Source organism: Acidovorax sp. NO-1 (assembly GCF_000238595.1).
In the GTDB taxonomy this organism is placed as follows: Bacteria; Pseudomonadota; Gammaproteobacteria; order Burkholderiales; family Burkholderiaceae_C; genus Acidovorax.
On record NZ_AGTS01000053.1, the window covers coordinates 1 to 25,483 of the forward strand.

General features: G+C 67.4%; 21 protein-coding genes and 2 pseudogenes. 7 read left to right on the forward strand and 16 right to left on the reverse strand.

Annotated elements, in window-relative coordinates; all coding sequences use genetic code 11:
- From KYG_RS06065 to KYG_RS06120, 12 genes are all read right to left on the reverse strand, one after another.
- A partial coding sequence (locus tag KYG_RS06065) for a branched-chain amino acid ABC transporter permease (protein WP_008903967.1) occupies positions 1-1,011 on the reverse strand: 1,011 nt, incomplete at its 3' end.
- Positions 1,008-2,036: a branched-chain amino acid ABC transporter permease gene (locus KYG_RS06070; protein ID WP_008903968.1), complete on the reverse strand. Its 1,029-nt coding sequence runs from the start codon at positions 2,034-2,036 to the stop codon at positions 1,008-1,010. The genes KYG_RS06065 and KYG_RS06070, both read right to left, overlap by 4 nt.
- Positions 2,037-2,450: 414 nt before the next feature.
- A complete protein-coding gene (locus tag KYG_RS06075; RefSeq protein ID WP_008903969.1) occupies positions 2,451-3,605 on the reverse strand; it encodes an ABC transporter substrate-binding protein in 1,155 nt (384 codons plus the stop codon).
- A gap of 186 nt (positions 3,606-3,791) precedes the next feature.
- The gene (locus KYG_RS06080) at positions 3,792-4,415 is read right to left on the reverse strand and encodes a TetR/AcrR family transcriptional regulator (RefSeq protein WP_034693381.1); all 624 of its coding nucleotides are present in this window, start codon (positions 4,413-4,415) and stop codon (positions 3,792-3,794) included.
- Positions 4,416-4,468: 53 nt separating this feature from the next.
- On the reverse strand, positions 4,469-5,554 hold the full coding sequence (gene paaE, locus KYG_RS06085) for a 1,2-phenylacetyl-CoA epoxidase subunit PaaE (RefSeq protein ID WP_008903971.1): 1,086 nt from the start codon (positions 5,552-5,554) through the stop codon (positions 4,469-4,471).
- A gap of 54 nt (positions 5,555-5,608) precedes the next feature.
- Positions 5,609-6,184, reverse strand: coding sequence for a 1,2-phenylacetyl-CoA epoxidase subunit PaaD (gene paaD, locus KYG_RS06090; RefSeq protein WP_008903972.1), 576 nt, complete (start codon positions 6,182-6,184; stop codon positions 5,609-5,611).
- Entirely contained in the window at positions 6,184-6,963 is a 780-nt protein-coding gene (gene paaC / locus KYG_RS06095) for a 1,2-phenylacetyl-CoA epoxidase subunit PaaC (RefSeq protein ID WP_008903973.1), read from the reverse strand. Before paaC ends, paaD begins: the two co-directional genes overlap by 1 nt.
- Before the next feature lie 10 nt (positions 6,964-6,973).
- A complete protein-coding gene (gene paaB / locus KYG_RS06100; RefSeq protein WP_008903974.1) occupies positions 6,974-7,294 on the reverse strand; it encodes a 1,2-phenylacetyl-CoA epoxidase subunit PaaB in 321 nt (106 codons plus the stop codon).
- Positions 7,295-7,409: 115 nt separating this feature from the next.
- Positions 7,410-8,426 carry a 1,2-phenylacetyl-CoA epoxidase subunit PaaA gene (gene paaA, locus KYG_RS06105; protein WP_008903975.1) on the reverse strand — a complete coding sequence of 339 codons (1,017 nt, stop codon included), beginning with the start codon at positions 8,424-8,426 and terminating at the stop codon, positions 7,410-7,412.
- A 45-nt stretch (positions 8,427-8,471) separates the two neighbouring features.
- Positions 8,472-9,782, reverse strand: a complete 1,311-nt coding sequence (paaK, locus tag KYG_RS06110) for a phenylacetate--CoA ligase PaaK (protein ID WP_008903976.1) — start codon at positions 9,780-9,782, stop codon at positions 8,472-8,474.
- Between the two features lie 49 nt (positions 9,783-9,831).
- A complete protein-coding gene (gene paaI, locus KYG_RS06115; protein WP_034693384.1) occupies positions 9,832-10,317 on the reverse strand; it encodes a hydroxyphenylacetyl-CoA thioesterase PaaI in 486 nt (161 codons plus the stop codon).
- 12 nt (positions 10,318-10,329) lie between these two features.
- Positions 10,330-11,133, reverse strand: a complete 804-nt coding sequence (locus tag KYG_RS06120; RefSeq protein WP_008903978.1) for an enoyl-CoA hydratase-related protein — start codon at positions 11,131-11,133, stop codon at positions 10,330-10,332.
- 146 nt (positions 11,134-11,279) lie between these two features.
- Between KYG_RS06120 and paaN the strand changes: the two genes are divergently transcribed.
- Positions 11,280-12,974, forward strand: a complete 1,695-nt coding sequence (gene paaN, locus KYG_RS06125; RefSeq protein WP_008903979.1) for a phenylacetic acid degradation protein PaaN — start codon at positions 11,280-11,282, stop codon at positions 12,972-12,974.
- A gap of 141 nt (positions 12,975-13,115) precedes the next feature.
- On the opposite strand, the gene KYG_RS06130 is transcribed toward paaN, so the two are convergent.
- Entirely contained in the window at positions 13,116-14,087 is a 972-nt protein-coding gene (locus KYG_RS06130) for a TerC family protein (protein ID WP_034693386.1), read from the reverse strand.
- 155 nt (positions 14,088-14,242) lie between these two features.
- Between KYG_RS06130 and KYG_RS06135 the strand changes: the two are divergent.
- Positions 14,243-15,147, forward strand: a pseudogene (locus KYG_RS06135) (LysR family transcriptional regulator).
- Between the two features lie 8 nt (positions 15,148-15,155).
- Here the strand turns inward: KYG_RS06135 and KYG_RS06140 are convergent.
- Both KYG_RS06140 and xrtH read right to left on the reverse strand, forming a co-directional pair.
- The gene (locus KYG_RS06140) at positions 15,156-15,776 is read right to left on the reverse strand and encodes an exosortase H-associated membrane protein (RefSeq protein WP_008903981.1); all 621 of its coding nucleotides are present in this window, start codon (positions 15,774-15,776) and stop codon (positions 15,156-15,158) included.
- Between the two features lie 13 nt (positions 15,777-15,789).
- Positions 15,790-16,314 (reverse strand): exosortase H, encoded by a 525-nt coding sequence (gene xrtH / locus KYG_RS06145; protein WP_008903982.1) that lies wholly within the window; start codon positions 16,312-16,314, stop codon positions 15,790-15,792.
- Between the two features lie 320 nt (positions 16,315-16,634).
- Here xrtH and KYG_RS06150 point away from each other — a divergent pair, with 320 nt between their 5' ends.
- The 3 genes and pseudogenes from KYG_RS06150 to priA all read left to right on the forward strand — a co-directional run bounded on the left by KYG_RS06150 (position 16,635) and on the right by priA (position 22,158).
- Complete coding sequence (locus KYG_RS06150; RefSeq protein ID WP_237707213.1) at positions 16,635-18,119, forward strand: MFS transporter; 1,485 nt, start codon at positions 16,635-16,637, stop codon at positions 18,117-18,119.
- A gap of 154 nt (positions 18,120-18,273) precedes the next feature.
- Positions 18,274-19,386, forward strand: a complete 1,113-nt coding sequence (hemE, locus tag KYG_RS06155) for a uroporphyrinogen decarboxylase (RefSeq protein WP_008903984.1) — start codon at positions 18,274-18,276, stop codon at positions 19,384-19,386.
- A 652-nt stretch (positions 19,387-20,038) separates the two neighbouring features.
- Positions 20,039-22,158 (forward strand): annotated as a pseudogene (gene priA / locus KYG_RS06160) (primosomal protein N').
- A gap of 2 nt (positions 22,159-22,160) precedes the next feature.
- Here priA and KYG_RS06165 read toward each other — a convergent pair.
- Positions 22,161-23,084, reverse strand: coding sequence for a LysR family transcriptional regulator (locus KYG_RS06165; RefSeq protein WP_008903985.1), 924 nt, complete (start codon positions 23,082-23,084; stop codon positions 22,161-22,163).
- A 106-nt stretch (positions 23,085-23,190) separates the two neighbouring features.
- On the opposite strand from KYG_RS06165, the gene KYG_RS06170 reads away from it, so the two are divergent.
- Together KYG_RS06170 and KYG_RS06175 are read left to right on the forward strand one after the other, a co-directional pair.
- Positions 23,191-24,192 (forward strand): tripartite tricarboxylate transporter substrate binding protein, encoded by a 1,002-nt coding sequence (locus KYG_RS06170; RefSeq protein ID WP_008903986.1) that lies wholly within the window; start codon positions 23,191-23,193, stop codon positions 24,190-24,192.
- Between the two features lie 3 nt (positions 24,193-24,195).
- Positions 24,196-25,386, forward strand: a complete 1,191-nt coding sequence (locus KYG_RS06175) for a M20 aminoacylase family protein (protein ID WP_008903987.1) — start codon at positions 24,196-24,198, stop codon at positions 25,384-25,386.
- Positions 25,387-25,483: the final 97 nt, after the last annotated feature.

The following is a 25,483-nucleotide window of genomic DNA, read 5'->3' on the forward strand; positions in this document are numbered from 1 at the left end:
CCACAGGCCATCGGCAAAGCGCTGCAGCACCAGCACCATGAGCAGGCCAAACACGATGATCTCAAAGTTGCCGCTGGTGCCCAGCAGGCTCGGCAGGATGTCCTGCAGCTTTTCCTTGAGCAGGGTGATGAGCGTGGCGCCCAGCACCGCGCCCCACAGATGCCCGGCGCCGCCCACCACGGCCATGAACAGGTATTCGATGCCGATGTTCAGGTTGAACGGCGTGGGGCTGACAAAGCGCTGCATGTGCGCATACAGCCAGCCCGAAATGGCCGCCAGCAGCGCCGCCAGCACGAAGAGCTTGATGCGGTAGCGGGCGGTGTCCACACCCATGGATTCGGCCATCACCCGCCCGCCCTTGAGCGCGCGGATGGCGCGGCCTTCGCGCGAGTCGAGCAGGTTGTGCAGCAGCCACAAGGCCACCAGCAGCACCGCCCAGATCAGCACGCCGATAGCCCGCGGCGAGGCCAGCGAGAACGTGCCCAGCATGAGCGGCGGGACGCCCGTAATACCGGTCTGCCCGCCCAGGAACTGCATGTTGCCGAACAGGTAGTACAGGGAGAGCCCCCAGGCAATGGTGCACAGCGGCAGGTAGTGGCCCGACAGCTTGAGCGTGACGGCCCCCAGCGCCCAGGCCACCACCCCGGTCAGCACCAGGCCCAGGGCCAGTCCGGCCCAGGGCAGGCCCTCGGCGCCCACGATGGCGCCCAGCGCCTGCGCGGGGCCGGGCGCGGTGCAGGCCCAGGCCGTGGCATAGGCGCCGATGCCCACAAACGCCGCCTGGCCGAAGGACGTCATGCCGCCCACGCCGGTCAGCATCACCAGGCCCGCCGCCACCAGGGCGAACAGGCCGATGTTGGACAGCACCACCACGGTGAAATCCGGCAGCCAGCCCCAGGCCAGGGCCAGCAGCACCACGCAGGCCAGCGTGAGCTGGGTGCGCGTGACCACGCCGCGCGGGGCCGGCGCTGCCGCCCGTGCAGCGGCGGGTGCATTCAGGGGCGCGCTCATTCTTCATCCTCCACATGGTGGCTGTTGAGCGACCGCCACCACAGCACCGGAACAATCAATGTGAACACCAGCACCTCCTTGTAGGCACTGGCCCAGAACGAGGCGAACGACTCCAGCTGCCCCACCAGCAGCGCCCCGGCCAGGGCCAGGGGATAGCTGGCCAGGCCACCGACGATGGCCGCCACGAAGCCCTTGAGGCCGATGAGAAAGCCGGTGTCGTAATACACCGTGGTCAGCGGCGCGATCAGCAGGCCCGAGATGGCGCCGATCAGCGCCGCCAGCGCAAAGCTCACGTCGCCCGACAGCTCGGTGGGGATGCCCATGAGGCGCGCGCCCACGCGGTTGATGGCGGTGGCGCGCAGGGCCTTGCCCACCATCGAGCGGCCGAAGAACACGAACAGCAGCACCACCAGGGCCAGCGTGACTCCCAGCACCACCAGCGACTGGCCCGACACCGGTATGCCCCCCAGATCGAACCGCGCATCCCAGAACGGCGGCGTGCGCGAGCCCTCGGCGCCAAAGAACAGCAGGCCAAGCCCCACCAGCACTCCGTGCAGCGCCACCGACACGATCAGCAGCATCAGCACCGAGGCATCGGCCAGCGGGCGAAACGCCAGCCGGTACAGCAGCGGCCCCATCGGCGTGATCAGCACCAGCGCGGTGAGCGCCTGCAGCGCCAGCGACGTGGGCCGCACACCCAGGGCCAGCACCGCCGCCACGGCGGGCAGCGCCACACACCACACCAGCGTGGCGGGCCAGTTGACCGTGGCACCCGCCTTCCAGCGCCAGGCTTCGACCACCAGCACCACCGCCGCCAGTGCCAGCAGCAGCCACAGCGTGGTGGGCACGCGCCCGGCCTGCATCATGGCCATCGTGAGCGCACCGAAGGCCACGAACTCGCCCTGCGGGATGAAGATCACCCGGGTCACGGAAAAAACCAGCACCAGCGCGAGCGCCATCAACCCGTAGATGGCGCCGTTGACAATGCCGTCCTGCCCCAGCAACAGGGCGATCTGCAAATCCATATTCGGCTTTCGTTCAGAAGCGGATCAACTGGCTATTACTACTAATTTGATAGCTGCCAGCGCTTTACCATAAAGCGCTAGCAGCCATTTCTATCGAATTTTTTGGCAGCCATAAGCCAATGTGGGCCACACCCCACGCAACGCAACGCAAGGGTCGCGGCCCCGGCCAGTGCTCCCGCGCAAGGGCCGCCCCGCCGCGCCGGGAGCGTCCCCCCTCCGGGGGGAAGGCGCGCAGCGCCTCAGGGGGGAGCGAAGGCAACGCTGAACAAGTCCCTCGCGTGTCGCGCATCCCTGCCTTGTGCGGTCTGCTGCGTTGCAAATCCTCGCCATAGCATCGGCTATGGCTGCGGTTTGCGCCTTGCAGCCCATCCCAAACCAGGGCGCGCACCATCGCGGAGACCTGTTCAACGTCGCCTAGGGCTGGTACTTCCAGGTGCCGTTTTCGATCTTCACCATCACACGGGCGCGGTTGTCGAGCCCCAGGTGGTCGTCGGGCGACATGGTGAAGATGCCATGCGCCCCGGGCACTTCCTTGATCTGTTCCAGCGCATCGCGCAGCGCGGCGCGGAACTCGGGCGTGCCGGGCTTGGCCTTCTTGAGCGCGGCAGGCACGGCAGCCGTCATCAGCGCGCCCGCATCCCAGCCGTGGGCACCGAAGGTGGATACGCTGCCCTTGCCGTGGGCGGCTTCATACGCTTCCACATACGCCATGGCGGACTTCTTGACGGGGTGGCTGTCCGGCAGCTGCGCGGCCACGAGCACCGGGCCCGAGGGCAGCAGCGTGCCTTCCACATCCTTGCCGCCCACGCGCAGGAAGTCGGCATTGGCCACGCCGTGCGTCTGGTAGATCTTGCCGGTGTAGCCGCGCTCCTTGAGCGTTTTTTGCGGCAGGGCGGCCGGGGTGCCCGAGCCGGCGATCAGCACCGCATCGGCCTTGGCGCTGATCATCTTCAGGGTCTGTCCGGTCACCGAGGTGTCGGTGCGTGCATAGCGCTCGTTGGCCACGATCTGCAAGTTCTTGGCGGCGGCCGCCTTGCTGAACTCCTGGTGCCAGCCTTCTCCGTACGCGTCGGAGAAGCCGATAAAGGCCACGGTCTTGACACCCGAGGCGGCCATGTGGTCCACGATGGCAGTGGACATCATGATGTCGTTCTGCGGCGTCTTGAACACCCATTTCTTCTTGGCATCCATGGGCTCGACGATGCGCGCCGAGGCGGCCATCGAGATCATGGGCGTCTGCGCCTCGGCGGCCACGTCGATCATGGCCAGCGAATTGGGCGTGGTGCTGGAGCCCAGGATGATGTCCACCTTGCTTTCGCTGATCAGCTTTCGGGTGTTGTTCACCGCGGTGGTGGTGTCCGATGCGTCGTCGAGCACGATGTAGTTCACCTTCTCGCCCGCAATGGTGCGCGGCATGAGCGCGATGGTGTTCTTCTCGGGAATGCCCAGCGACGCTGCAGGCCCCGTGGCGGAGACGGTGACGCCGACATTGATGTCGGCCAGCGCTGCGCTGCAAGCCAGCGCGGCGGCCGCAGCGATGGCCAGGGGGAAAGGATTGCATTTTTTCATGGTTTGTCTCCTTGGGTTGGAATGGTTGCGGAAGGCTCGGCACCGTGATAACTCCACCGCGCCGCCCCGCGGTGAAATTCGTTATGGATAAACAAATTTATCTAAACGGAATTTTTGATCTTAGGCAACAAATTCACCAATGTCTAATGCATTCGATTAAGTGAAAACCCGTGAAATCCACCGGTGTCACGGGGCGGACCGTGCAGCAGCAACATCGGTGCGCACCGCGGGCACGCCCCCAAAGAACAGGTCCGCAACAATGGGGGCCATGGCTTCGTAGTCGAGCTCTCCGTCGGGGCGCAGCCAGGTGAACATCCAGTTGATCATGCCGAACAACAGCATGGTGAGCGCCTTGGTGAGGCCTGCCGCTTCGGTGTCGGGCCGCATCTGGCCCAGCGCGTCGGCAAAGGCGGCCACCACGGCGCGCTCCTTGCCCAACACGCGTTCGTGGTCTTCGGGCTGCAGGAACTTCACGTCCTCGGTGAGCACGCGGTGTGCGTGCTGGGCCTCGGCGTACTCCTGCACGAAGCGCTGGATCAGCGTGCGCAGACGCGCCTCGGGCGGCAGGTTCTGCGCCTGCACTTCTTCGACCAGCGCCTGCAGCCGGGAGACGTGGCCCTCGGTGATGTGCACCAGCAGGTGGTATTTGTCCTTGAAATAGTGGTACAGCGTGGGCTTGGACAGCCCGCAGGCCTCCGCCACCTCGTTCATCGACGTGGCGGGGTAGCCACGCCGCGCAAACAGTGCGGCGGCCTGGTTCAGGATCATTTCGCGCTGATCTTCGTATCCGGGAGAGCGCCCTCGGGCCATGGACAGTGTTCCTCTGCATTCAGTGGGTGACGGGGCGGCGATCTTGCCCCATCTCAGCGCTCATCAAAGGAAAGCACCACGTTCTGCGTCAGCGGCCGGCACTGGCAGGTCAGCACAAAACCCGCCGCGACCTCGGCCTTGTCGAGCGCGAAGTTGCGCTCCATGCGCACCTCGCCCTCGATGCACTTGGCGCGGCAGGTGCCGCACACGCCGGAGGTGCACGAGAACGGCACCTCCAGCCCCGCGGCGGAGGCGGCATCCAGGATGCTGGGCTGGTCCTTGCTGAACGCAAACTCGCGCCGCAGCCCGTCGCGCACGATGGCAATGCGCGCATGCTGGGCATCGCCGGGCAAGGATTCGTGCACCACGGCGCCCACCTGCCCGCCCGCCGGCAGCGCAATGCCGAAGCGCTCCACATGGATGCGCTCTGCCGGCACGCCGCCAGCGATGAGCGCGGCCTCGGCCTCGTCGTTCATCTGGAACGGGCCGCAGATGAAGGCTTCGTCGATCCGCTGTGCCGGAATCAGCGCCTTGAGGAACTCCGCCAGCTTTTCGCGGTTGACAAAGCCCATGTTCAGCGGCGCATCGGTCTGCTCGGCCGAGAACACGTGGTGCAGCACCAGGCGCGTGAGGTAGCGGTTCTTGAGGTCTTCGATCTCCTCCTTGAACATCGTGGACTGCAGCGTGCGGTTGCCGTAGATCAGCGTGAAGCGGCTGTGCGGCTCGCGCGCCAGCACGGTCTTCATGATGGACAGGATGGGCGTGATGCCGCTGCCGCCCGCAATGCCCAGGTAATGCCGGTGCGCCGCAGGCTGAAGCGGCACGAAGAAGCGGCCCTGCGGCGCCATCACCTGCAGCGTGTCGCCCACCTGCAGCCGGGTGTGGATCCAGTTGGAGAAGACGCCGCCGTTGACCTTGCGCACGCCCACGCGCAGCTCGTCGTCGTCCACACCGGCACAGATGGAGTACGAGCGGCGCAGGTCCTGCCCGTCAATGTCGGTGCGCAGCGTGAGGTACTGGCCCTGGGTGAAGCCGAACACCTCGCGCAGCTCGGGCGGCACGTCAAACGAGACGATGACCGACTCCGCCGTGTCCGGCTGGATCGAGCGCACGCGCAGGGGGTGGAAGATGACGCTCATGGCAGGGCTTTCAGTGCGTTCCCGGTGGAAGACATGGGTGTTGGGGGAGGTGGGTCACAGCGGCTTGAAATGCTCGAAAGGCTCGCGGCAGGCCAGGCACCGGTACAGCGCCTTGCAGGCCGTGGAGCCGAAGGCCGACAGGCGCTCGGTGCGGGGGCTGCCGCAGTGCGGGCATTCCAGGGCCGGTGCAGCGGCAGCGCGGGGCATGAAGCGCAGCGGCACCTCGGTGCCCGGCGCCACGGCACCCGGCGGCACGATGCCGTAGGCGCGCAGGCGCTCGCGGCCCTGGGGGGTGATCCAGTCGGTGGTCCACGCCGGGGCGCGCTGCAGGGTGACCCGTGCCGGGCCGAGCCCCGCGGCGTGGATGGCGGCCAGCACGTCGGCCTCGATGACTTCGGTCGCGGGGCAGCCCGAGTAGGTGGGTGTGAGCACCACGTCGAGCAGGTCGCCGTGCAGGCGCACGTCGCGCACGATGCCCAGGTCCCGCACCGACACGGCGGGCACTTCGGGGTCGAGCACACCGTCCAGCACGCGCCAGGCCTCCTGCACGCGCGCGGACTGCGCCCCCACATCCGCAGCCAAGGATGCAGGTGATGCGGGTGCGGCAGGGCGCGGTGCTGCTTCCACCATCACCACACACCTCCGGGGAAGCTGCGCTGCAGGTGCTGCATCTCGGCCAGGATGTAGCCCATGTGTTCGCTGTGTACGCCCTGCCGCCCGGTGCTGCGGAAGGCGGACTCCTGCGGCACCGCCAGGTCGGCCGCGGCCAGGATCTGCGCCATCTCGGCCATCCAGGCCTCGCGCAGGTCGGCCCAGCGCGGGCCCAGGCCTGCCGCGTGCGCCGCCTCGTCCACCGCGTCGGGCACGAACAGCTCGGGCATGTAGCGCCACAGGGTGGCCAGCGCGGCCTGCGTGCGGCGGCGCGATTCCCCGGTGCCGTCGCCCAGGCGGGCCACCCAGTCGGCGGCGTGCTGCTGGTGGTAGCGCGCTTCCTTCACGGCCTTGCCGGCAATGGCGGCCAGCTCCGCGTCGCTGGAGGTGGCCAGGCGCTCCCACACCAGCTTGAGCAGGGTGGCCACCATGGCGCTCCTCACCATGGTGAAGGCGAAGTCGCCACGGGGCAACTCCACCAGGGTGGGGTTGAAGTAGTCCCGCTCCTCGCGCAGGAAGGCCAGCTGGTCTTCGTCGTGGCCCTGGCCGTCGGCCTGGCCTGCGCGCGTGAGCAGCGCGCGGGCCTGACCCACCAGGTCGAGCGCCATGTTGGTGAGCGCAATGTCTTCCTCCAGAACGGGCCCGTGCCCGCACCATTCGGCCAGGCGCTGGCCCTGGATCAGGCAGGTGTCGCCCAGGCGCAGCAGGTACTGCACGGCGGGGTCGCGGCTAATCGCGATGCTGGCTTGTTGTGGCATGGCCGACCCCTCACATGTGGTCCACGGCTGCAGGCAGCACGTAGAAGGTGGGGTGGCGGTAGACCTTGTCCTCGGCGGGGTCGAAATACATGTCCTTTTCGCCGGGGTCGCTGGCCACGATCTGGTCGGAGCGCACCACCCACACACTGGTGCCCTCCTGCCGGCGGGTGTACACGTCGCGTGCCATCTGGATGGCCATCTTCGGGTCGGCGGCGTGCAGGCTGCCGCAGTGCTTGTGGTCCAGGCCGGCCTTGCTGCGCACGAAGACTTCCCACAGGGGCCATTCGTGGGCGGTGGCAGCCGCGTTGGGGGTGGGGGCGGAGGTGTTCATGGAATTTCCAGACAATCAGGCAGGAGACAGTTACTTCAATATTGATAGCTGTTGGCGCAATAGGGATAAGCGCTGGATGCCAATTTCATTCAAATTCGTTCAGCGTCATCACCGATCAGGCTGCGGCGCGCTGCGCACCGGGAGCGTGCTTGGCGGCATGGGCCAGGGCGGCTTCACGCACCCAGGCGCCGTCTTCCCAGGCCTTGACGCGGGCGTTCAGGCGTTCTTCGTTGCAGGGGCCGTCGCCCGCAATCACGCGCCAGAACTCGCTCCAGTCGATGGCGCCAAAGTCGTAGTGCTGGCGCTCCTCGTTCCATTTCAGGTCGGGGTCGGGCAGGGTCACGCCCAGCACCTTGGCCTGCTCCACCGTGGCATCGATGAACTTCTGGCGCAGGGTGTCGTTGGAGACCCGCTTGATGCCCCAGCGCATCGACTGCGCGGAGTTGGGCGACTGGTCGTCCGGCGGGCCGAACATCATGATCGACGGCCACCACCAGCGGTTGACGGCGTCCTGCACCATGGCACGCTGCGCATCGGTGCCCTGCTGCATCATCACCAGCAGGCTGTCGTAGCCCTGGCGCTGGTGAAAGCTCTCCTCGCGGCAGATGCGCACCATGGCCCGCGCGTACGGCGCGTACGAGCAGCGGCAGATCGGCACCTGGTTCATGATGGCCGCGCCATCCACCAGCCAGCCGATGGTGCCCATGTCCGCCCAGGTGAGCGTGGGGTAGTTGAAGATGGAGCTGTACTTGGCCTTGCCCGTGTGCAGCGCGTGCAGCATCTCGTCGCGCGAGGAGCCCAGCGTTTCCGCCGCCGCATACAGGTACAGGCCGTGGCCCCCCTCGTCCTGCACCTTGGCCAGCAGGATGGACTTGCGCTTCAAGGTGGGGGCCCGCGAGATCCAGTTGCCCTCGGGCAGCATGCCGACGATCTCCGAGTGCGCGTGCTGGCTGATCTGGCGCAGCAGCGTCTTGCGGTAGTGCTCGGGCATCCAGTCCTTGGCCTCGATGAACTCTCCGGCGTCAATGCGCGCGTCAAACTGCGCCTGCCGCTGCAGTTCGTCCGAGCTTTGCAGCGCGGGCCGGGTGTCGGCGCCATCCTTGCCCAACACGTCCATGGCTTGTGTATACATGACGGAGTCCTTTCGTACGGGGTGTTGCAACGCGCCTGCGGGTTCTCAGGGGCGCGGGCGCTGGTCGATCACGCGGCGGGCCTTGCCCACCAGCGTGCGTTCGATGGAATCGGGGTTCAGCACATCGATGTCGCAGGAAATGCCCACCAGGGTCTTGATGCGGTGGCGCACCCAGCCGGTGATGTCCGGGCGTTCGGCGGTGGACACACCGGGCTGCAGTTCGCACCGCACTGTCACCTTGTCCAGGCTGCCTTCGCGCGCCACCAGGATCTGGTACTGGCCCGAGAGCTTTCCGTGCGCCAGCACGATCTCCTCGATCTGTGTGGGGAACACGTTCACGCCGCGGATGATGAGCATGTCGTCCGAGCGGCCGACGATCTTGCCCATGCGCCGGAACGCGCGCGAGGTGGGCGGCAGCAGCCGCGTGAGGTCGCGCGTGCGGTAGCGGATCATCGGCAGCGCCTCCTTGGACAGCGAGGTGAAGACGAGTTCGCCCTCTTCGCCGTCGGGCAGCACCTCACCGGTGTCCGGGTCGATGATCTCGGGGTAGAAATGGTCTTCCCAGATCACCGGGCCGTCCTTGCTCTCCACGCACTCGCTGGCCACGCCTGGGCCCATGACCTCCGAAAGACCATAGATGTCCACAGCGTCGATGCCGGACTTCGTTTCGATCTCGCGGCGCATGGCTTCGGTCCAGGGCTCGGCGCCGAAGATGCCCACCTTGAGCGAACTCTCGCGCGGGTCCACGCCCTGGCGGATGAACTCCTCGTTGATGACCTGCATGTACGAGGGCGTGACCATGATGATGCTGGGCTGAAAGTCGCGGATCAGCTGCACCTGCTTTTCAGTCTGCCCGCCCGACATGGGGATAACGGTGCAGCCCAGTCGCTCGGCGCCGTAGTGCGCACCCAGGCCGCCGGTGAAGAGGCCATAGCCGTAGGCGATGTGCACCATGTCCCCGGCGCGTCCCCCCGCGGCGCGGATGGAGCGCGCCACCAGGTCGGCCCAGTTGTCGATGTCCTTGCGGGTGTAGCCCACCACCGTGGGCTTGCCGGTGGTGCCGGACGATGCGTGTACACGCAACACCTGCTCCCGTGGCACGGCAAACATGCCGAAGGGGTAGTTGTCGCGCAGGTCCTTCTTCACCGTGAACGGAAACTTCGACAGGTCGGACAGCTGCTTGAGGTCGTTGGGGTGCACGCCCTTGGCATCGAAGGCACGCTGGTAGTGCGGCACGTTGTCGTAAGCGTGCTGCAGCGTCCAGCGCAGGCGCTGCAGCTGCAGGGCCTGCACCTCGTCGCGGCTGGCGGTTTCAATGGCTTCCAGATCGCCGGGGGCGGGTTGGCGCACTGGCATGGGCTTGTCTCCTGGGGGGGTCTGTTGTTGTGGGGGCAGGTGGTGGCGCTCAGCGCGCCTCAGGCGCCGTGGCGCCGCAGGCCGCCGGCAGCGCCACGGTGGGGCGGCCCTTGATCGCATACGAGCGCCCGCGGAACACCGCCACGGACTCACCGCGCTGGTTGGTCACCACCACGTCGTACACGCCCGTGCGGCCCGCCAGCGACACCTCGACCGCGCGCGCCGTCAGCACGTCCCCCTCGCGCCCCGGCGCCAGAAAGTCCACCGACAGGCCGGAGGCCACCGTCATGGTGTTGCGCGAGTTGCAGGCGAACGCAAAGGCCGAATCGGCCAGCGTGGTGATGTAGCCGCCGTGGCAGGTGTCAAAACCGTTGAGCATGTCGGCGCGCACGGCCATGGTGATGGTGGCGTGGCCCGGCCCCATGCTGGTGATCTCCATGCCGAGCGCACGGGTGGCGCGGTCGTGGGCCAGCATGCCGTGGCGCACATGGTCGGCCAGGGCCTGGGGGTTCATCGGGGTGGTTGCGGAATCCATGGGTCGGTGGCCTCAGCGGTCGTTGAAACGGGGCGCGCGCTTGGCCGTGAAGGCCTCCACCCCTTCGCGGTAGTCGGCCGCAGCCCCCAGGGTGCGCTGCACCGCGGCTTCGTGCGCCAGCGCCTGGCCGTAGTCCATGAGCGCCGCAGCATCGAGCGCCTGGCGCGTGGCGACCAGCGCCTTGGTGGGCATGCCGGCCAGGCGCTGGGCGAGGGCCTGGGCCTCGTCCTGCAGTGCGTCGTCTTCCACACAGCGCCAGATCAGGCCCAGGCGCTCGGCCTCGGGCGCGGGCAACTTGTCGCCCAGCAGGGCCAGGCCCAGGGCCTGCGCACGGCCCACCAGGCGCGGCAGCAGCCAGGTGCCGCCGGTGTCGGGCACCAGGCCAATCTTGGTGAAGGCCTGGATGAAGCTGGCCGACCGCGCGGCCAGCACCAGATCGCAGCCGAGCGCCAGATTGGCGCCCGCGCCGGCCGCAACGCCATTGACCGCCGCCACCACCGGCACGGGCATGCTGCGGATGCGCTGGCACAGCGGGCCATACAAGGTGTCGATCACCGTGCCCAGATCCTTGGGTGCGGCGCCGGGCGTGAGGTCCGGCGCCACCGCGGGATCGGCCAGGTCTTGCCCCGCGCAAAAAGCCCGCCCCGTGCCGGTCAGCACCACGCAGCGCACTGCGGGGTTGGCAGCGGCTGCCTCCAGCGCCGCCAGCAACTCGGCATGCAAGGGCCCCGTGAAGCTGTTGAGCGCACCGGGCCGATTCAGCGCCAGTGTTTGCACGGCGCCCGTTTCGGTGACTACAACCAGCGGTTCAGACATGGGCGACTCCTGCCTACCAAAGTGGGAGAAAAGGGGGTTTGATCGAGAGCAAACATTGTTGACCGACCGTTCGGTAGAGAATAAACTTTCCCCCTCCCTGATGCAAGTCAAACCGATCAGGGCAAACCCTTGATGGAGACAAATTCATGCCCTTGTTCGATACCCACCGCGCCCTGCTGGACGGTGCACTGGATGCCCTGACCACCCGTGGCCACTGGACGCCCTTCCCCGAATCGCCCTCGCCCAAGGTCTATGGCGAAACCGGTCAGGCCGACGGCCAGGCGGCGGTGACGGCCCTGCTGGGCAAGGACTTCCCGCTGCAGCAGCCCGGCGAGCGCGGCCGCGTGGCGACCGAGCGTTCGCCCTACGGCGTGGCGCTGGATGTGCGCTACCCGGATTGCGACGTGCAGGCCCTGGTGGCCGCGGCCCAGGCCGCAGAACCCGCCTGGCAGGCGCTGGGCGCGCGGGGCCGCGTGGGTGTGCTGCTGGAGGCGCTGGTGCGCATCCACCGCCGCAGCCACGAGATCGCGCACGCAGTGATGCTCACCACCGGCCAGGGCCCGATGATGGCCTTCCAGGCCGGCGGCCCGCATGCGCAGGACCGCGCGCTCGAAGCCATTGCCTACGCCTGGAAAGCCATGGCCGACGTGCCCGGCCAGGCGCTGTGGGACAAGCCCCAGGGCAAGAACCCGCCGCTGGTGATGCAAAAGCACTACGAGATCGTGGGCCGGGGCGTGGCGCTGGTGATTGGCTGCGCCACCTTCCCCACGTGGAACACCTACCCCGGCCTGTTTGCCGCGCTGGCCACGGGCAACCCGGTGATCGTCAAGCCCCACCCCAACGCCGTGCTGCCCGCCGCGATCTCGGTGGGCATCCTGCGCGATGTGCTCGCCGAACAGGGGCTGGACCCCGACACCGTGACGCTGGCCCTGACCCCGCGCGCCGAAGACACCCAGGCCCTGGCCACGCACAGCGCGGTGGCCAGCATCGACTTCACCGGCAGCAACCAGTTCGGCCGCTGGCTCATCGACAACGCGCGCCAGGCGCGTGTGTATGCCGAGATGGCGGGTGTGAACACCGTCATCCTCGAATCCACCGACCAGTACGCCGCCCTGCTGCGCAACCTGGCGTTCACGCTGTCGCTGTACAGCGGCCAGATGTGCACCACCACGCAGAACATCCTGATCCCGCGCGGCGGCATCGCCACCGACCAGGGGCACAAGAACTTCGAGCAGGTGGGCGCCGACCTGGCCGCCGCCGTGGATGAACTGGCCTCCAACCCGCGCGTGGCCACGGCGGTGCTGGGCGCCGTGTGCTCGCCCGACACCGTGGATCGCATCCGCAAGGCGGCAGGCCAGGGGCGGGTGGTGCTCGCATCACGCACGCTGCCGCACCCCGAGTACGCCACCGCGCAGGTGCACACGCCGCAGATCATTGCGCTCGACCAGGCGGACAGCGCGATCTATGGGCAGGAATGCTTCGGCCCGGTGTCGTACCTGGTGGCCACCGACTCCGGCGCGGCCAGTCTGCAGGTGGCCGAGGCCACGCTGCGCGCGCACGGCGCGCTCACGCTGGGGGTGTATTCCACCGACCGCGCCTACATCGACCAGGCCGTGGCCCTGGGCCGGCGCACGCGTGTGGCGCTGTCCATCAACCTCACGCAGGGCGTGTTCGTGAACCAGTCTGCGGCGTTTTCGGACTACCACGCCACCGGCGGCAACCCTGCAGCCAACGCCAGCTACACCAGCCTCGCCTTTGTGGCAGACCGGTTTGTCGTGGTGCAGCGCCGCGAGCATGTGGCGCCACCGGCACCGGCGCAAGCCACCCCCGCTGCCCGGTAGCCTGCCCGGCGCCACGGCCTGCTGTTTACTACTGTTTCGATAGCTGTTAGCGCAATACCATTAAGCGCTGCAGCCCAAAAACACCCAAAATTCATCGCCACACCGGCCGCCCGGCGGGCGGGCGGGCGGGGAGGTGAACGCTCAGCCCTTGGGCGGTGCGGCGTGTGCGCTCTCGCCCGAGGCGCGCAGCGACAGCACGATGGAGCCCGCAATCAGCGTGGCCGTCACGAGCAGTGCGTAGCCGATCGGAATCTTCACCAGGTCGATCAGCAGCATCTTGCTGCCAATGAACACCAGCACCAGCGCCAGGCCATAGGCCAGCAGGTGGAAGCGGTTGGCCAGATCGGCCAGCAGGAAGTACAGCGCCCGCAGACCCAGGATGGCGAAAATGTTGGCCGTGAGCACGATGAACGGATCGTTCGTGATGGCGAAGATCGCGGGAATGCTGTCCACCGCAAAGATCACGTCCGTGGTGCCGATCAGCACCAGCACCGCGAACAGCGGGGTGTAGTGCTTCACGCCGTCCACCATGGTGCTGAGCTTTTCACCATCAAAGTGGTGGGTGATGCGGATGCGCTTTTTCAGCAGCTTGAGCACCGGGTTGGTGGCAATGTCAGGCTCCTGGCCTGCCGCAACCCACATCTTCACGCCCGTGAACACCAGGAAGGCGCCGAACACATACAGCAGCCAGTGGAAGGTGGCCAGCAGCCAGGCGCCCGCCAGGATGAGCACCGTGCGCAGCACGATGGCGCCGATGATGCCGATGATGAGCGCGCGCTTTTGGTACTGCGGCGGCACGGCAAAGTAGCTGAACAGCATCAGGAAGACAAAGATGTTGTCCACCGACAGGCTCTTTTCCACCAGGTAGCCGGTGATGAACTGCATCGATACCGTGTTGGCCACCTCGCGCCCCTGGCTGCCGTCCAGGTACCACCACAGGATGGCCACAAACACAAAGGCCAGCGAGAACCACAGCAGGCTCCAGCGCACGGCCTCTTGCATCGTGACCTTGTGCGCGCCCTGGCGCTCCATCACCAAGAGGTCGATGGCAATGGCCACCACCACAAAGACGGCAAAGCCCGCCCACATCCACCAGGTTCCTATTGTTTCCATGCTTGTGCTCCGAAAGTGGAATTTGTCGTGCCGGGCACAGAGCCCCGGCCAAAGACCCGCACTGTAGGGGTGGCATGGACTCATAAAAACCTGTGATATTGGTAGTATAGGTTCGGTTTTTACGAACCAAACCGGTTTGTCCGAGGGAGATCACCATGAGCCAGAGCTTCAATTACCGCCATCTTTTCTACTTCTGGGTGGTCGCCAAGGAGGGCGGCATTGCGCGCGCCGCCGAGCGCCTGGACATGGCGGTGCAGACCATCAGCGCCCAGGTGCGCGAGCTGGAAAAATCATTGGGCGTGACCCTGCTGCGCACCGAGGGCCGCAACCTGGTGCTCACCGATGCGGGCGTGGCCGCGCTGCACGAGGCCGACCACATCTTTGCCTTGGGCGAACAGCTGCCGGTGCGCGTGCGCGAGGCCGCCAGCGGCCCGACCCTGCGCCTGAACCTGGGCATCTCCGACGGCATCGCCAAGCTCGCCGTGCACCGCCTGCTGACGCCCGTGCTGGACGAGCCCCACCTGCGCCTGCTGTGCCACGAGGGCGAGTTCCAGCCCCTGCTGGGCGAGCTGGCGCTGCACAAGCTCGATGCCGTGCTGGCAGACCGCGCCGCCCCCCCAACCCCGCCCTGCGCACCACCAGCCAGCTGCTGGGCACCAGCGCGATTGCCTGGTACGCGCCCCCGCTCTGGGCCGAGGCGGCGGCCAACAACTTCCCGCACAGCCTGGCGGTGGTGCCCGTGCTGCTGCCCACCGACCACGCCGCCATGCGCGCGCGCATCGACCACTGGCTGGAGCGCGAACGCATCCGCCCGCACATCGCCGGAGAGTTTGAAGACAGCGCCCTGCTCAGCACCTTTGCCGCCACCGGCATGGGCGTGATGCCCGCGCCCGTCTCCCTGGGCGAACACCTGGCGCACACCCACGGGCTGGTGCAGGTGGGCACCACGCCGGATGTGCAGGAACAGTTCCACCTGATCTACAGCGCCCGCAAGGTGATGCACCCGCTGCTCACGCGGCTGCTGGAAGCGGGCCGGGGCGGAATGCTGCTCAGCGCCTGAGCGGACGTTCAGGACGGGGACTGCGCAGCGGGCCGGAGCGATTCACGCCAGCCGCGGACCAGCACATCCCGCACGAATGCCCGGTCGAGCCACAACCACACCACAATGGGCACCAGGGTGGGCACCACCAGCGCCCCCAGCTGATAGGCATAGACGATGGCCTCCATCTGCCACTGCGATATGCGCAGGTAACGGATGTTGGTCTCAGCCGAAAGCACCAGTTGCATGAGCAGGGCAAACACCAAGCTGAAGGCCTGAAAGGGCAGCAACATCACATAGCCCACGGCAGCACGCCACCACCGCCCCTCGCCACGGGCCGCCAGCAGCAGCCCCAGAAAGATGGTCAACCCGTAGGCATAGCGCGACGGGTTGACCTCCACCGTCAGCTCCGCCCATCGCCCTCCCGCTTGCGCGATGGGGATCGCGACCGAGCTGTCCAGCTCCACGCTATCCGGTTTCACATGGACCTGGCGCACCCACATCGGCGCACCCTCTTCCAGCGCGAGATGTGCCAGGGCCGCCACTGGGCGGGACGTCCAGGCCGAGACCTGGGACCAGAGCACGGTGAGCACAATGATCCAGCCAAAGGCAGAGAGCACAAAGCGCGTCAGGGGCGAGAAACGGCGCATGGCGGCTCCTGCGCTACGCACTGGCGGCTGCGGCCTGGGCGGGGGCCGCTTGCCGGCTCTGCGCCCTGGCGTCTGCACGCACCCACAGCAGCCATACCACCAGCACATCCAGCATGATGAGCGCCTGCCACAGGTACTCATGGGCGAAGTTGAAGACCTGCGTGTTCCACTGCCCCAGGTAGAACAGGCTGATCACCCGCACCACGTTGAGCCCCTGCACCGCCACAAAGCCCACCGCCAGGCCCAGCAGCTTGTGGCGCCATGGGGCGGGAAAAGCGACCACAGCGGCAAACAGCACGATGCAGGCTTCCACGCCGTTGCAGCCGGGCTCAATGGAAACCCCGAAGCCCGACACCGTGTTCCACAGCACCTTGCCAGCGGCAGCGGCCGTGGAATCAAACAGCGTCACGAGCGCCACGCATATGCGCGCGAGCAGGGCCGTCCAGGGCAGGATGACGTGCTGCTGCACCACGCCCAGCATGTTGATCCCGAACAGGGTCAGCTGCAGTGCCACAAACGTGAGAAAGAACCGCAGCATGAAAACTCCTGGTGGCGACGCAGCACGAGACCGGCAAAACGGGCAAAGCGCGCATTATGAACGTGGCGCAGTGCGTAGCACCCTGCCCGGCGCTGACGGCTGAAGGCCGGTGCGCGGCACCGTGCAGGGGCATCCTGCGGCTGCCCACGCCGATCCCCGCCCAGACGGTATCCTGCACACCAGCCACTGCCGATTTTTTTGCCCCACAGACATCCCGACCATCGCATGTCAGCCACCTCAACCTCCTTGTGGAGCCCCTTGCGCCAGCCCGCTTTCCGGGGCTTGTGGATTTGCGGAGGGGTTTTTTTGTTGGCAGCGGCATGCAGACCATGGCAGCCGCCTGGCTCATGGTGGAGCTGACCGGCTCGTCGTTTCTGGCAGCGCTGGTGCAGACGGCCGTGTTCATGCCGATGTTCCTGCTGGCACTGCCGGCCGGCGTGCTGGCGGACACCACTGACCGGCGTCGCCTGATCTCGGGCGCACTGATGGCGCAGGTGGCTGCCTGTACGTTGCTCACCCTGCTGGTGCTGGGGGGCTGGGGCGGGCCTGCGTCGGTGCTGTTTCTGGTGTTCGTCTGTGGCTGCTGCACGGCGGTGCTCACGCCGGCCTGGAATTCTTCGGTGATCGACCCCGTGCCGCGCGACGAATGGCCACAGGCCATCACCGCCGTCAGCATTGCCTACAACGCAGCGCGCGCCATCGGGCCGACGCTGGCGGGGCTGGTGTTTGCCCAGCTCGGCGCGGGCTGGGTGTTTGCCGTCACGGTGACCACCACCCTGGTGATGTGGGAGTCCATCCGCCGCTGGCCCCCCAAAGCCCACCCGCCGTCCAAGCTGCCCGCCGAACGCCTGTGGGGCGGCACGCTGAGCGGTCTGCGTTTTGCATGGCACTCGCGCATCATCCTGGCGCAGCTGGTGCGCGTGATGGCATTCAGCGCGGCGGGCTCGGCGCTGTGGGCCCTGCTGCCGGTGATTGCGCAGCGCCTGGGCACCGGGGCGCCGGGCTTCGGGCTGCTGATGGGTTGCCTGGGAACAGGCGCGGTGGGCGTGGGCCTGGTGCTGGGGCGGCTGCGCGCGCGCTTTGGCATGGAGGTCATCGTGGGCGCTGGCGGCGGCGTGTTTGCCGTGGCCATGCTGGTGGCGGCCTTCACCCAGGTGGCGTGGGTGGTGTACCTGTCCATGCTGTTTGCGGGCGCGGCCTGGATGTCGGCCATGTCCACCTTCAACACTGCCACCCAGGCCAGCGCACCGCAGTGGGTGCGGTCACGCGCCGTGGCCATGCACATGGTGGCGGCGCTGGGTGCGTTTGCCATGGGTTCGGCGTTCTGGGGCGCGGCCTCCGACATCGTGGGGCTGGCGCCCACCCTGTACGTGGCGGCCGCGCTGATGGGCCTGGGCCTGCTGCTGGCGCGCCCCATGCCGCTGCGCATGGGCGGTCTGCACGAGGTCACGCAGGCCACGCCCTGGGATGAACTCTTCATCGAGGCCGAGCCCCTGCCCGAGGCGGGCCCCGTGGCGGTGGAAGTGGGCTACCGCATCGCGCCCGGCACCGATGCCGCATTCCTTGACACCATCAGCCGCATGAAGGCGCCGCGCCGCCGTGACGGCGCCACGTTCTGGCGGGTGTACAAGGACCTGGGCGAGCCTTCGCGCTACGTGGAGCGCTTCATCGTCGAATCCTGGGCCGACTACCTGCACCAGCGCGCCCGCGCCACGATGGCCGACCAGGCGCTGGAGACCGAGGTGCGCACATTTTTAGCGCCGGGCGAGGCGGCAAAAATGTCCCACTACATCGCGGAACGGTGAACCCTCCGTGAGCGGCTGCGCCGCTTCCCCCGCCGGGGGACGCACCCGGCGGCCCGGCAAAGCCGGTTCCGCGGGTGCACAGGCCTGGAACGCGCCTGTATCGGCCGCAGCGCACTGTGCCGGGCCTTGCCATCCAGCCTGCGACAATCGCGGGATGACTTTCGCGCCCCTCACCAACGACACCTTCCTGCGCGCCTGCCGTCGCCAGGCCACCGACTACACCCCTCTGTGGCTGATGCGCCAGGCGGGCCGCTACCTGCCCGAATACAAGGCCACGCGCGCCCAGGCCGGCAGCTTCATGGGCCTGGCCACCAACGTGGACTTCGCCACGGAAGTGACACTGCAGCCGCTCGAGCGCTTCCCGCTCGACGCCGCCATTCTGTTCAGCGACATCCTCACCGTGCCCGACGCCATGGGCCTGGGTTTGACCTTTGCCGAGGGCGAGGGCCCACGCTTTGCCAAGTCGGTGCGTAATGAGGCTGACGTGGCCGCACTCAGCGTGCCCGACATGGACAAGCTGCGCTACGTGTTCGACGCCGTCACCAGCATCCGCAAGGCGCTCAATGGCCGCGTGCCGCTGATTGGTTTTTCGGGCAGCCCCTGGACGCTGGCCTGCTACATGGTCGAGGGCAAAGGCAGTGACGACTACCGCCTCGTCAAGACGCTGATGTACAGCCGTCCCGACCTGATGCACCGCATCCTGGCCGTGAACGCCGACGCCGTGGCGCAGTACCTGAACGCCCAGATCGACGCCGGCGCCCAGGCCGTGATGGTGTTCGACAGCTGGGGCGGCGTGCTCGCCGACGGCGCATTCCAGGAATTCAGCCTGGCCTACACCCGCCGCGTGCTCGCGCAACTCAAGCGCACGGGCGTGGACGGGCAGGACGTGCCGCGCATCGTCTTCACCAAGGGCGGCGGCATCTGGCTCGAAGACATGAAGGACATCGACTGCGAGGTGCTGGGCCTGGACTGGACGGCCAACCTGGGCAAGGCGCGCGCCATCGTCGGCGGTCAGGCCGGCGGCCCCGGCAAGGCGCTGCAGGGCAACATCGACCCCAACGTGCTGTTCGCCCCGCCCGCGCAGATCGTCACGCAGGTGCACGCCGTGCTCGATAGCTTTGGCAGGCCCCACACCGACAAGGCGACGACTGGCCCCACACACATCTTCAACCTGGGCCACGGCATCAGCCAGTTCACGCCGCCAGAGCATGTGGCCGCGCTGGTGGAAGCCGTGCACAGCCATTCGCGCGGACAACGGAAGGCTTAGCAGCCCAAGCAGCGCACTTATGCACAAATCCTGAGCGGCGCCTCAGTGGAAGCACGGTTGCGGAATGATTTGTAAAAAAACCATCCCTTGACGCTAAGTCTTTGATTCATAAAGCATTTAGTTCCCTGCTTTTTTGACAGGCAATCCAGCGAAAGCACGATTTTTCAAGGGTTTGCGCCGCAAACCCAGTGGATATCAACAAAGTTATCCACAGAAAATCTGGACTACTCAAAAATCTCCTGTGGAATCAAGCACTTGCAGGTTGTTTCGCAGAATTCACTCCACACAAGATCGCGCCCCTAGCACAGATTGGTGCCGTCGCCCCCTCTTGACGGACAGCCTGAGTCCGACTTATGCACACAAACCGTGATGCGGTGCAACATGACACCTCAACCAAGCTTTAACACAAAATTTCCAGCCAAAAATCTTCAGATGATTGATTCATAAGGATTTTTTGTGTGTGCCGCATTTGCAGGCAATCTGTCCGCAGCCAGCATTCATGCGGCCTGGGAGGTTGCCAGAACAGGATGTCAACAAAGTTATCCACAGAAACACGGGATGACTCTCCGTTCGATTGGCCAATCAAGCACTTAGCGTACAAACCTCTGCCCGGCTTTCACAACGTTCTGCAACCGACATACCTTTTTTGCCCATGTCTTCCAGCATCGTCCAGGTCGCCCTGCACACGCCGTCGCACAGCGGCGTGGGCGACCTGCTGAGCTACGCCAGTGAGCGCCCGCTCGCGCCCGGCACCCTGGTGCGCGTGCCGCTGGGCAGCCGCGAGGTGCTGGGCGTGGTGTGGGATGCCGATGACGCCACCGGCGAGCTGCCCGACGGCGCCACGCTGCGGCCGATTGCCGGTGTGCTCGACGGTGTGGCGCCGCTGGACCGGCCTTGGCGCCGCCTGGTGGCGTTTGCCGCGCGCTACTACCAGCGTGCCCTGGGCGAGGTCGCCACGGCCGCCTTGCCGCCTCAGCTGCGCGACCTGCGCCCCGAGCAGCTGGCCCGGCGCCTCAAGCGCCCCGCCAAGGCCGCAGGCGACACCACAGAAACTATCGAAAACATAGCACTCAGCCCAGAGCAGGAGAGCGCCAGGACCCGAATTTCCTTGGAAACTGGCCCCTTCCTGCTGTTTGGCAGCACCGGCAGCGGCAAGACCGAGGTGTACCTGCGCTGCGCGCAGGAAATGCTGGAGGCCGACCCCACGGCCCAGGCGCTGGTGATGGTGCCCGAGATCAACCTCACCCCCCAGCTCGAAGATCGCTTTGTGAGCCGCTTCGCCCCCGCTTTGGCGCGGGCGCGGTGGTGTCGCTGCACAGCGGCATGACGAACCCGCAGCGCCTGAAAAGCTGGCTGGCCGCGCACAGCGGCACCGCGCGCATCGTGCTGGGCACGCGCATGGCGGTGTTTGCCAGCATGCCGGGCCTCCAGCTCATCGTCGTGGACGAGGAGCATGACCCCAGCTACAAGCAGCAGGAGGGCGCGCGCTACTCGGCCCGCGACCTGGCCATCTGGCGCGGGCGCGAGCAGGGCGCCAAGGTGCTGCTGGGCTCGGCCACTCCGTCGCTGGAAAGCTGGCACGCCAGCCGCCCGCCCACGCCCGAAGACCCCGAGGGCGGGCGCTACGTGCGCCTGCACATGCCCAGCCGCATCGGCGCGGGGGCGCTGGCGCGCGTCAAGCGGGTGGACATGAACCAGCAGCCGCGGCGCACCGTGTTCAGCGCGCCCTTGCTCCAAGCCATGATCGACCGTGTAGGCCGCGGCGAGCAAAGCATGGTGCTGCTCAACCGCCGCGGCTACGCCCCCGTGCTGCACTGCGTGGACTGCGGCTGGAAAAGCGACTGCCCCCACTGCAGCGCGCACCAGGTCTTCCACAAGACCGACCGCACCCTGCGCTGCCACCACTGCGGCTACACCGTGCGCGTGCCCGCGCACTGCCCCACCTGCGGCAGCCCCGACATCCACCCCATGGGCCGTGGCACCGAGCAGCTCGAAGAACAGCTGGCCGCCCTGCTGCGCAACGTGCAGCGGCCCGACGGCAACCCGGCCCGCATTGCACGCATCGATGCCGACACCACCAAGGCCAAGGGTGCGCTCGAAGAGCAGCTGGCCCAGGTGCACGCGGGCGAGGTGGATGTGCTGGTGGGCACGCAGATGATCGCCAAGGGCCACGACTTCCGGCGCATCACGCTGGTGGCTGCGGTGCAGCCCGATGGCGCGCTGTTTTCCAGCGACTTTCGCGCGTCGGAGCGGCTGTTTGCCCTGTTGATGCAGGCCGCCGGCCGGGCTGGGCGCGACGCCGCCTACGTAGCCGCGCAGGCCACCCAGGCCGAGATGTGGGTGCAGACCTTTCACCCCCAGCATGCCGTGTACGAGGCCCTGCGCAAGCACGACTACGAGGCCTTTGCCGCCCAGCAACTGAAGGAGCGCGAGGAAGCCGCCATGCCGCCCTTTGCCTACCAGGCGCTGGTGCGTGCCGACGCGCGCACGCAGGAGGTCGCCCAGGGGTTCCTGCAGGCGGCCAGCGCGGCAGCGCATGCCGCCGCGCTGCCGGGGCTGGATGGCGCCGTGGTCCTGTTCCCGCCCGTGCCGCTTACCATCCAGCGCGTGGCCAATGTGGAGCGCGCGCAGATGCTCATGGAAAGCAGCAGCCGCGCGGCGCTGCAGCGCTTTCTGGCCGCGTGGCAGCCGGTGCTGCAGGCCACGCGCAGCCAGCCCGCGCACAAGGGCCTGATCCGCTGGCTGGTGGACGTGGACCCGCTGGCGATCTGATCTCAGGCAGCCCCGGGCTGCAGCGCATCGTCAAACAGGTGCGTCTGCAGGATCTCCCGAAAGCTCGCCATGGCCGGCGCCGTGGTGCGGCCGGCCAGGGTGATGACGGCGTAGCGTGCCCGGGCGCGCATGTCGGGGTAGAGGGGCAGCAGCACCAGCCGGCCCGATTCCATGCCTGCCCGCGCGGCGGCGTGCACGCCCAGGAAGACCGCGTCCGACTGCTCCACCGCCGCCAGCAGGGCCGCCACGTCGTCGCACTCCAGCCGCACCATTTCTGAGGGGTGGGCCTGCAGGCCGAACTGGTCCACCATGAGCCGGATCACCTCGTCCGACAGCGGCGTGGAGGCCACCGGGTAGGCCAGCACCTGCGCCAGGCTCACGCGGGTGGCCCCGGCCAGCGGGTGGCCTGCGCGCACGATGAAGCCCGCGCGCTGCTCGGCCAGCGCCTCGATCTGCAAATCAGGGGCTGGCACCACGCGGCGCAGGTCCACCACCAGCGCATCGCACTGGCGGTTGCGCAGCTGCATCACCAGCAGCTCGGCCGGCCCGTGGGTGACCGACACGCGCAGGCTGGAGTAGTCGCGCGCCACGGTGGTCAGCAGCGGAATGGTCAGCAGCGCCGCCGGGCCCGAGCCCAGACCCACGCTGATGCGCCCCAGGTCGCCCTGCTGCAGCAGGCGAGCGCTGTCGCGCAGGGCCTCCAGGTCCCGCAGGATGGGGCGCGCGCGCTCCACCACCTCCAGCCCCAGCGGAGTGAGCGTGTTGCGCTTGCCCAGCCGGTCCAGCAACGGGCCGCCCAGCTCCTCCTCCAGCCCCTGGATGCTGCGGCTCAGGGCCGACTGGGTGATGAACAGCCGCCCCGCCGCGCGGCTGAACGAGCCCGTGTCGGCAACGGCCAGCAGATGCTCCAGGTGACGCAGGTTCATGGCGGGTATGAGTAAAGCGAATGATGATCAGGAAAATAATACATTGGACGCATAGGCTTGGGCTACCTAGCATTCACTGCACAACCCATCCACAAGGAGACAAACCATGCCCAAGTACTTCCTCCGCCTGGCCAGCCGCACGGCCGCATTGATCGGTGGCCTGCTTTTCAGCGCCACCGTGTTCGCCCAGAACGCCTTCCCGGCCAAGCCCGTCACGCTGATGGTGCCGTACCCGGCCGGCGGCGTGTCGGACGTGATCGCGCGCACGGTCAACACCACGCTGGGCAAGCAGCTCGGCCAGCCCGTGATCGTGGAGAACCTGGGCGGCGCCAGCGGCTCCATCGCAGCCACCAAGGTGCTGAGCCAGCCGTCGGACGGCCACGTGGTGTTCCAGGGCTCGCCCAATGAGCTCATCCTGGCTCCGCTGGCGTTGTCGGCGGTCAAGTTCAAGAGCGAAGACTTCCGCCTGGTCAACATGATCGCCACCGCGCAGATCGGCTTTCTGACCCGCGGCAACCTGCCCGTGAACAACATCGACGAGTTTGTGGAGTACGCCCGCAAGCAGGCCCAGCAGGGCCGCCCCATCACCTACGCCAGCGTGGGCCCGGGTTCGTTCTACCACTTGCTCGGCGAGCACCTGTCCAAGGTCACCGGCATCCCCATGGTGCATGTGCCCTACAAGGGCGGCGCCCCGGCCGAGCAGGACCTGATCTCCGGCCAGGTCGACATCTTCATGTCACCCCTTGGCACCAAGCACGTCGAGCTGCACAAGGCCGGCCGCATCAAGGTGCTGGCGCTGCTGAACCCCACGCGCATCGACACCGCCAAGGACTTCCCCGCCATCACCGAGAGCAAGGCCCTCAAGGACTTCACCTTCAACATCTGGACCGGCTACTTCGTGAAGCGCGATACGCCTGAAGCCGTGGTGGCCACGCTGCACAAGGCCATCGCCGGCACGCTGACCGACCCCACCGTGCGCGCCAACCTGGAAGCCGCCAGCCTGACGGCCCCGCCCAGCATGTCGATTGCCGACGCCGCCAAGGCCTACACCGACGGCATCGCGCAGTTCCGCGCCATCGCCAAGTCCATCAACCTGCAGGCGCAATAAGCCATGGGCAGCGGCATTGACCAGGCGCTGCTTGCGCAGGCCGACACCTTTGTGGCGCTGCGGCGCGACCTGCACCGCCACCCCGAGCTGGGCTTTCAGGAAGTGCGCACCAGCGCCCTGGTGGCCGAAAAGCTGGCCGAGTGGGGCTACGAAGTCACGCGCGGCCTGGGCGGCACGGGCGTGGTGGGCCAGCTGCGTCGTGGTACGGGCGAACGCCGCCTGGGCCTGCGGGCCGACATGGACGCGCTGCCCATCACCGAGGCCACGGGCCTGCCCCACGCCAGCTGCCACCACGGCCTGATGCACGCCTGCGGCCACGATGGCCACACCGCTATGCTGCTGGCGGCCGCGCACCACCTGGCCAGGCATGGGCAGTTCAGCGGCACACTCAACCTGATCTTCCAGCCCGCCGAAGAAGGCCTGGGCGGCGCCCGCAAGATGATGGACGACGGCCTGTTCACGCGCTTTCCGTGCGACGCGGTCTTTGCCATGCACAACATGCCAGGCCACCCGCCGGGGCATCTGCTGTTTCGCACCGGGGCCTTCATGGCGTCGAGCGAGAACATCACCATCACGCTGCACGGCGTGGGCGGCCATGGCGCCATGCCACACCATGCAGCCGACCCGGTGGTGGCGGGCTCGGCCATCGTGCTCGGGCTGCAAAGCATCGTCGCACGCAACGTGCCGCCGCTGCAGATGGCGGTGATCACCGTGGGCGCCTTCCAGGCCGGCGATGCCAACAACGTGATCCCGCAGACCGCCACCCTGAAGCTGAGCGTGCGCTCGCTGGACCGCAGCGTGCGCGAGCTGCTCAACCGCCGCATCCGCGAGCTGGTGGAGGCGCAGGCGCAGAGCTACGGCGTGCGTGCCGAGGTCGACTTCCGCGGCGGCTACCCGGTTCTGGTCAACACCCCGCTGGAGACCGAGTTTGCGCGCCAGGTCGGCCGCGAACTGGTGGGCGATGCCAAGGTGACGGAGCAGGCCGAGCCCCTGACCGGCAGCGAGGACTTTGCCTTCATGCTCGAAGACGTGCCCGGCAGCTACCTGCTGATCGGCAACGGCGACGACGCCACGGGCGGCCACGGCGCGTGCATGGTGCACAACCCCAACTACGACTTTGAAGACCGCAACATCGCGGTGGGCAGCGCCTACTGGGTCAAGCTGGCCGAGCGGTTTCTGACCGACGCGGCCTGACGAGCGCAAAGCGCGGGTTCTGGCAGCGACGGCCGTGCGCAGAGTGACCCCGGGGCAGCGCACAGGCAAAAATATGGTCAAAATGGCTTGTAGTCCA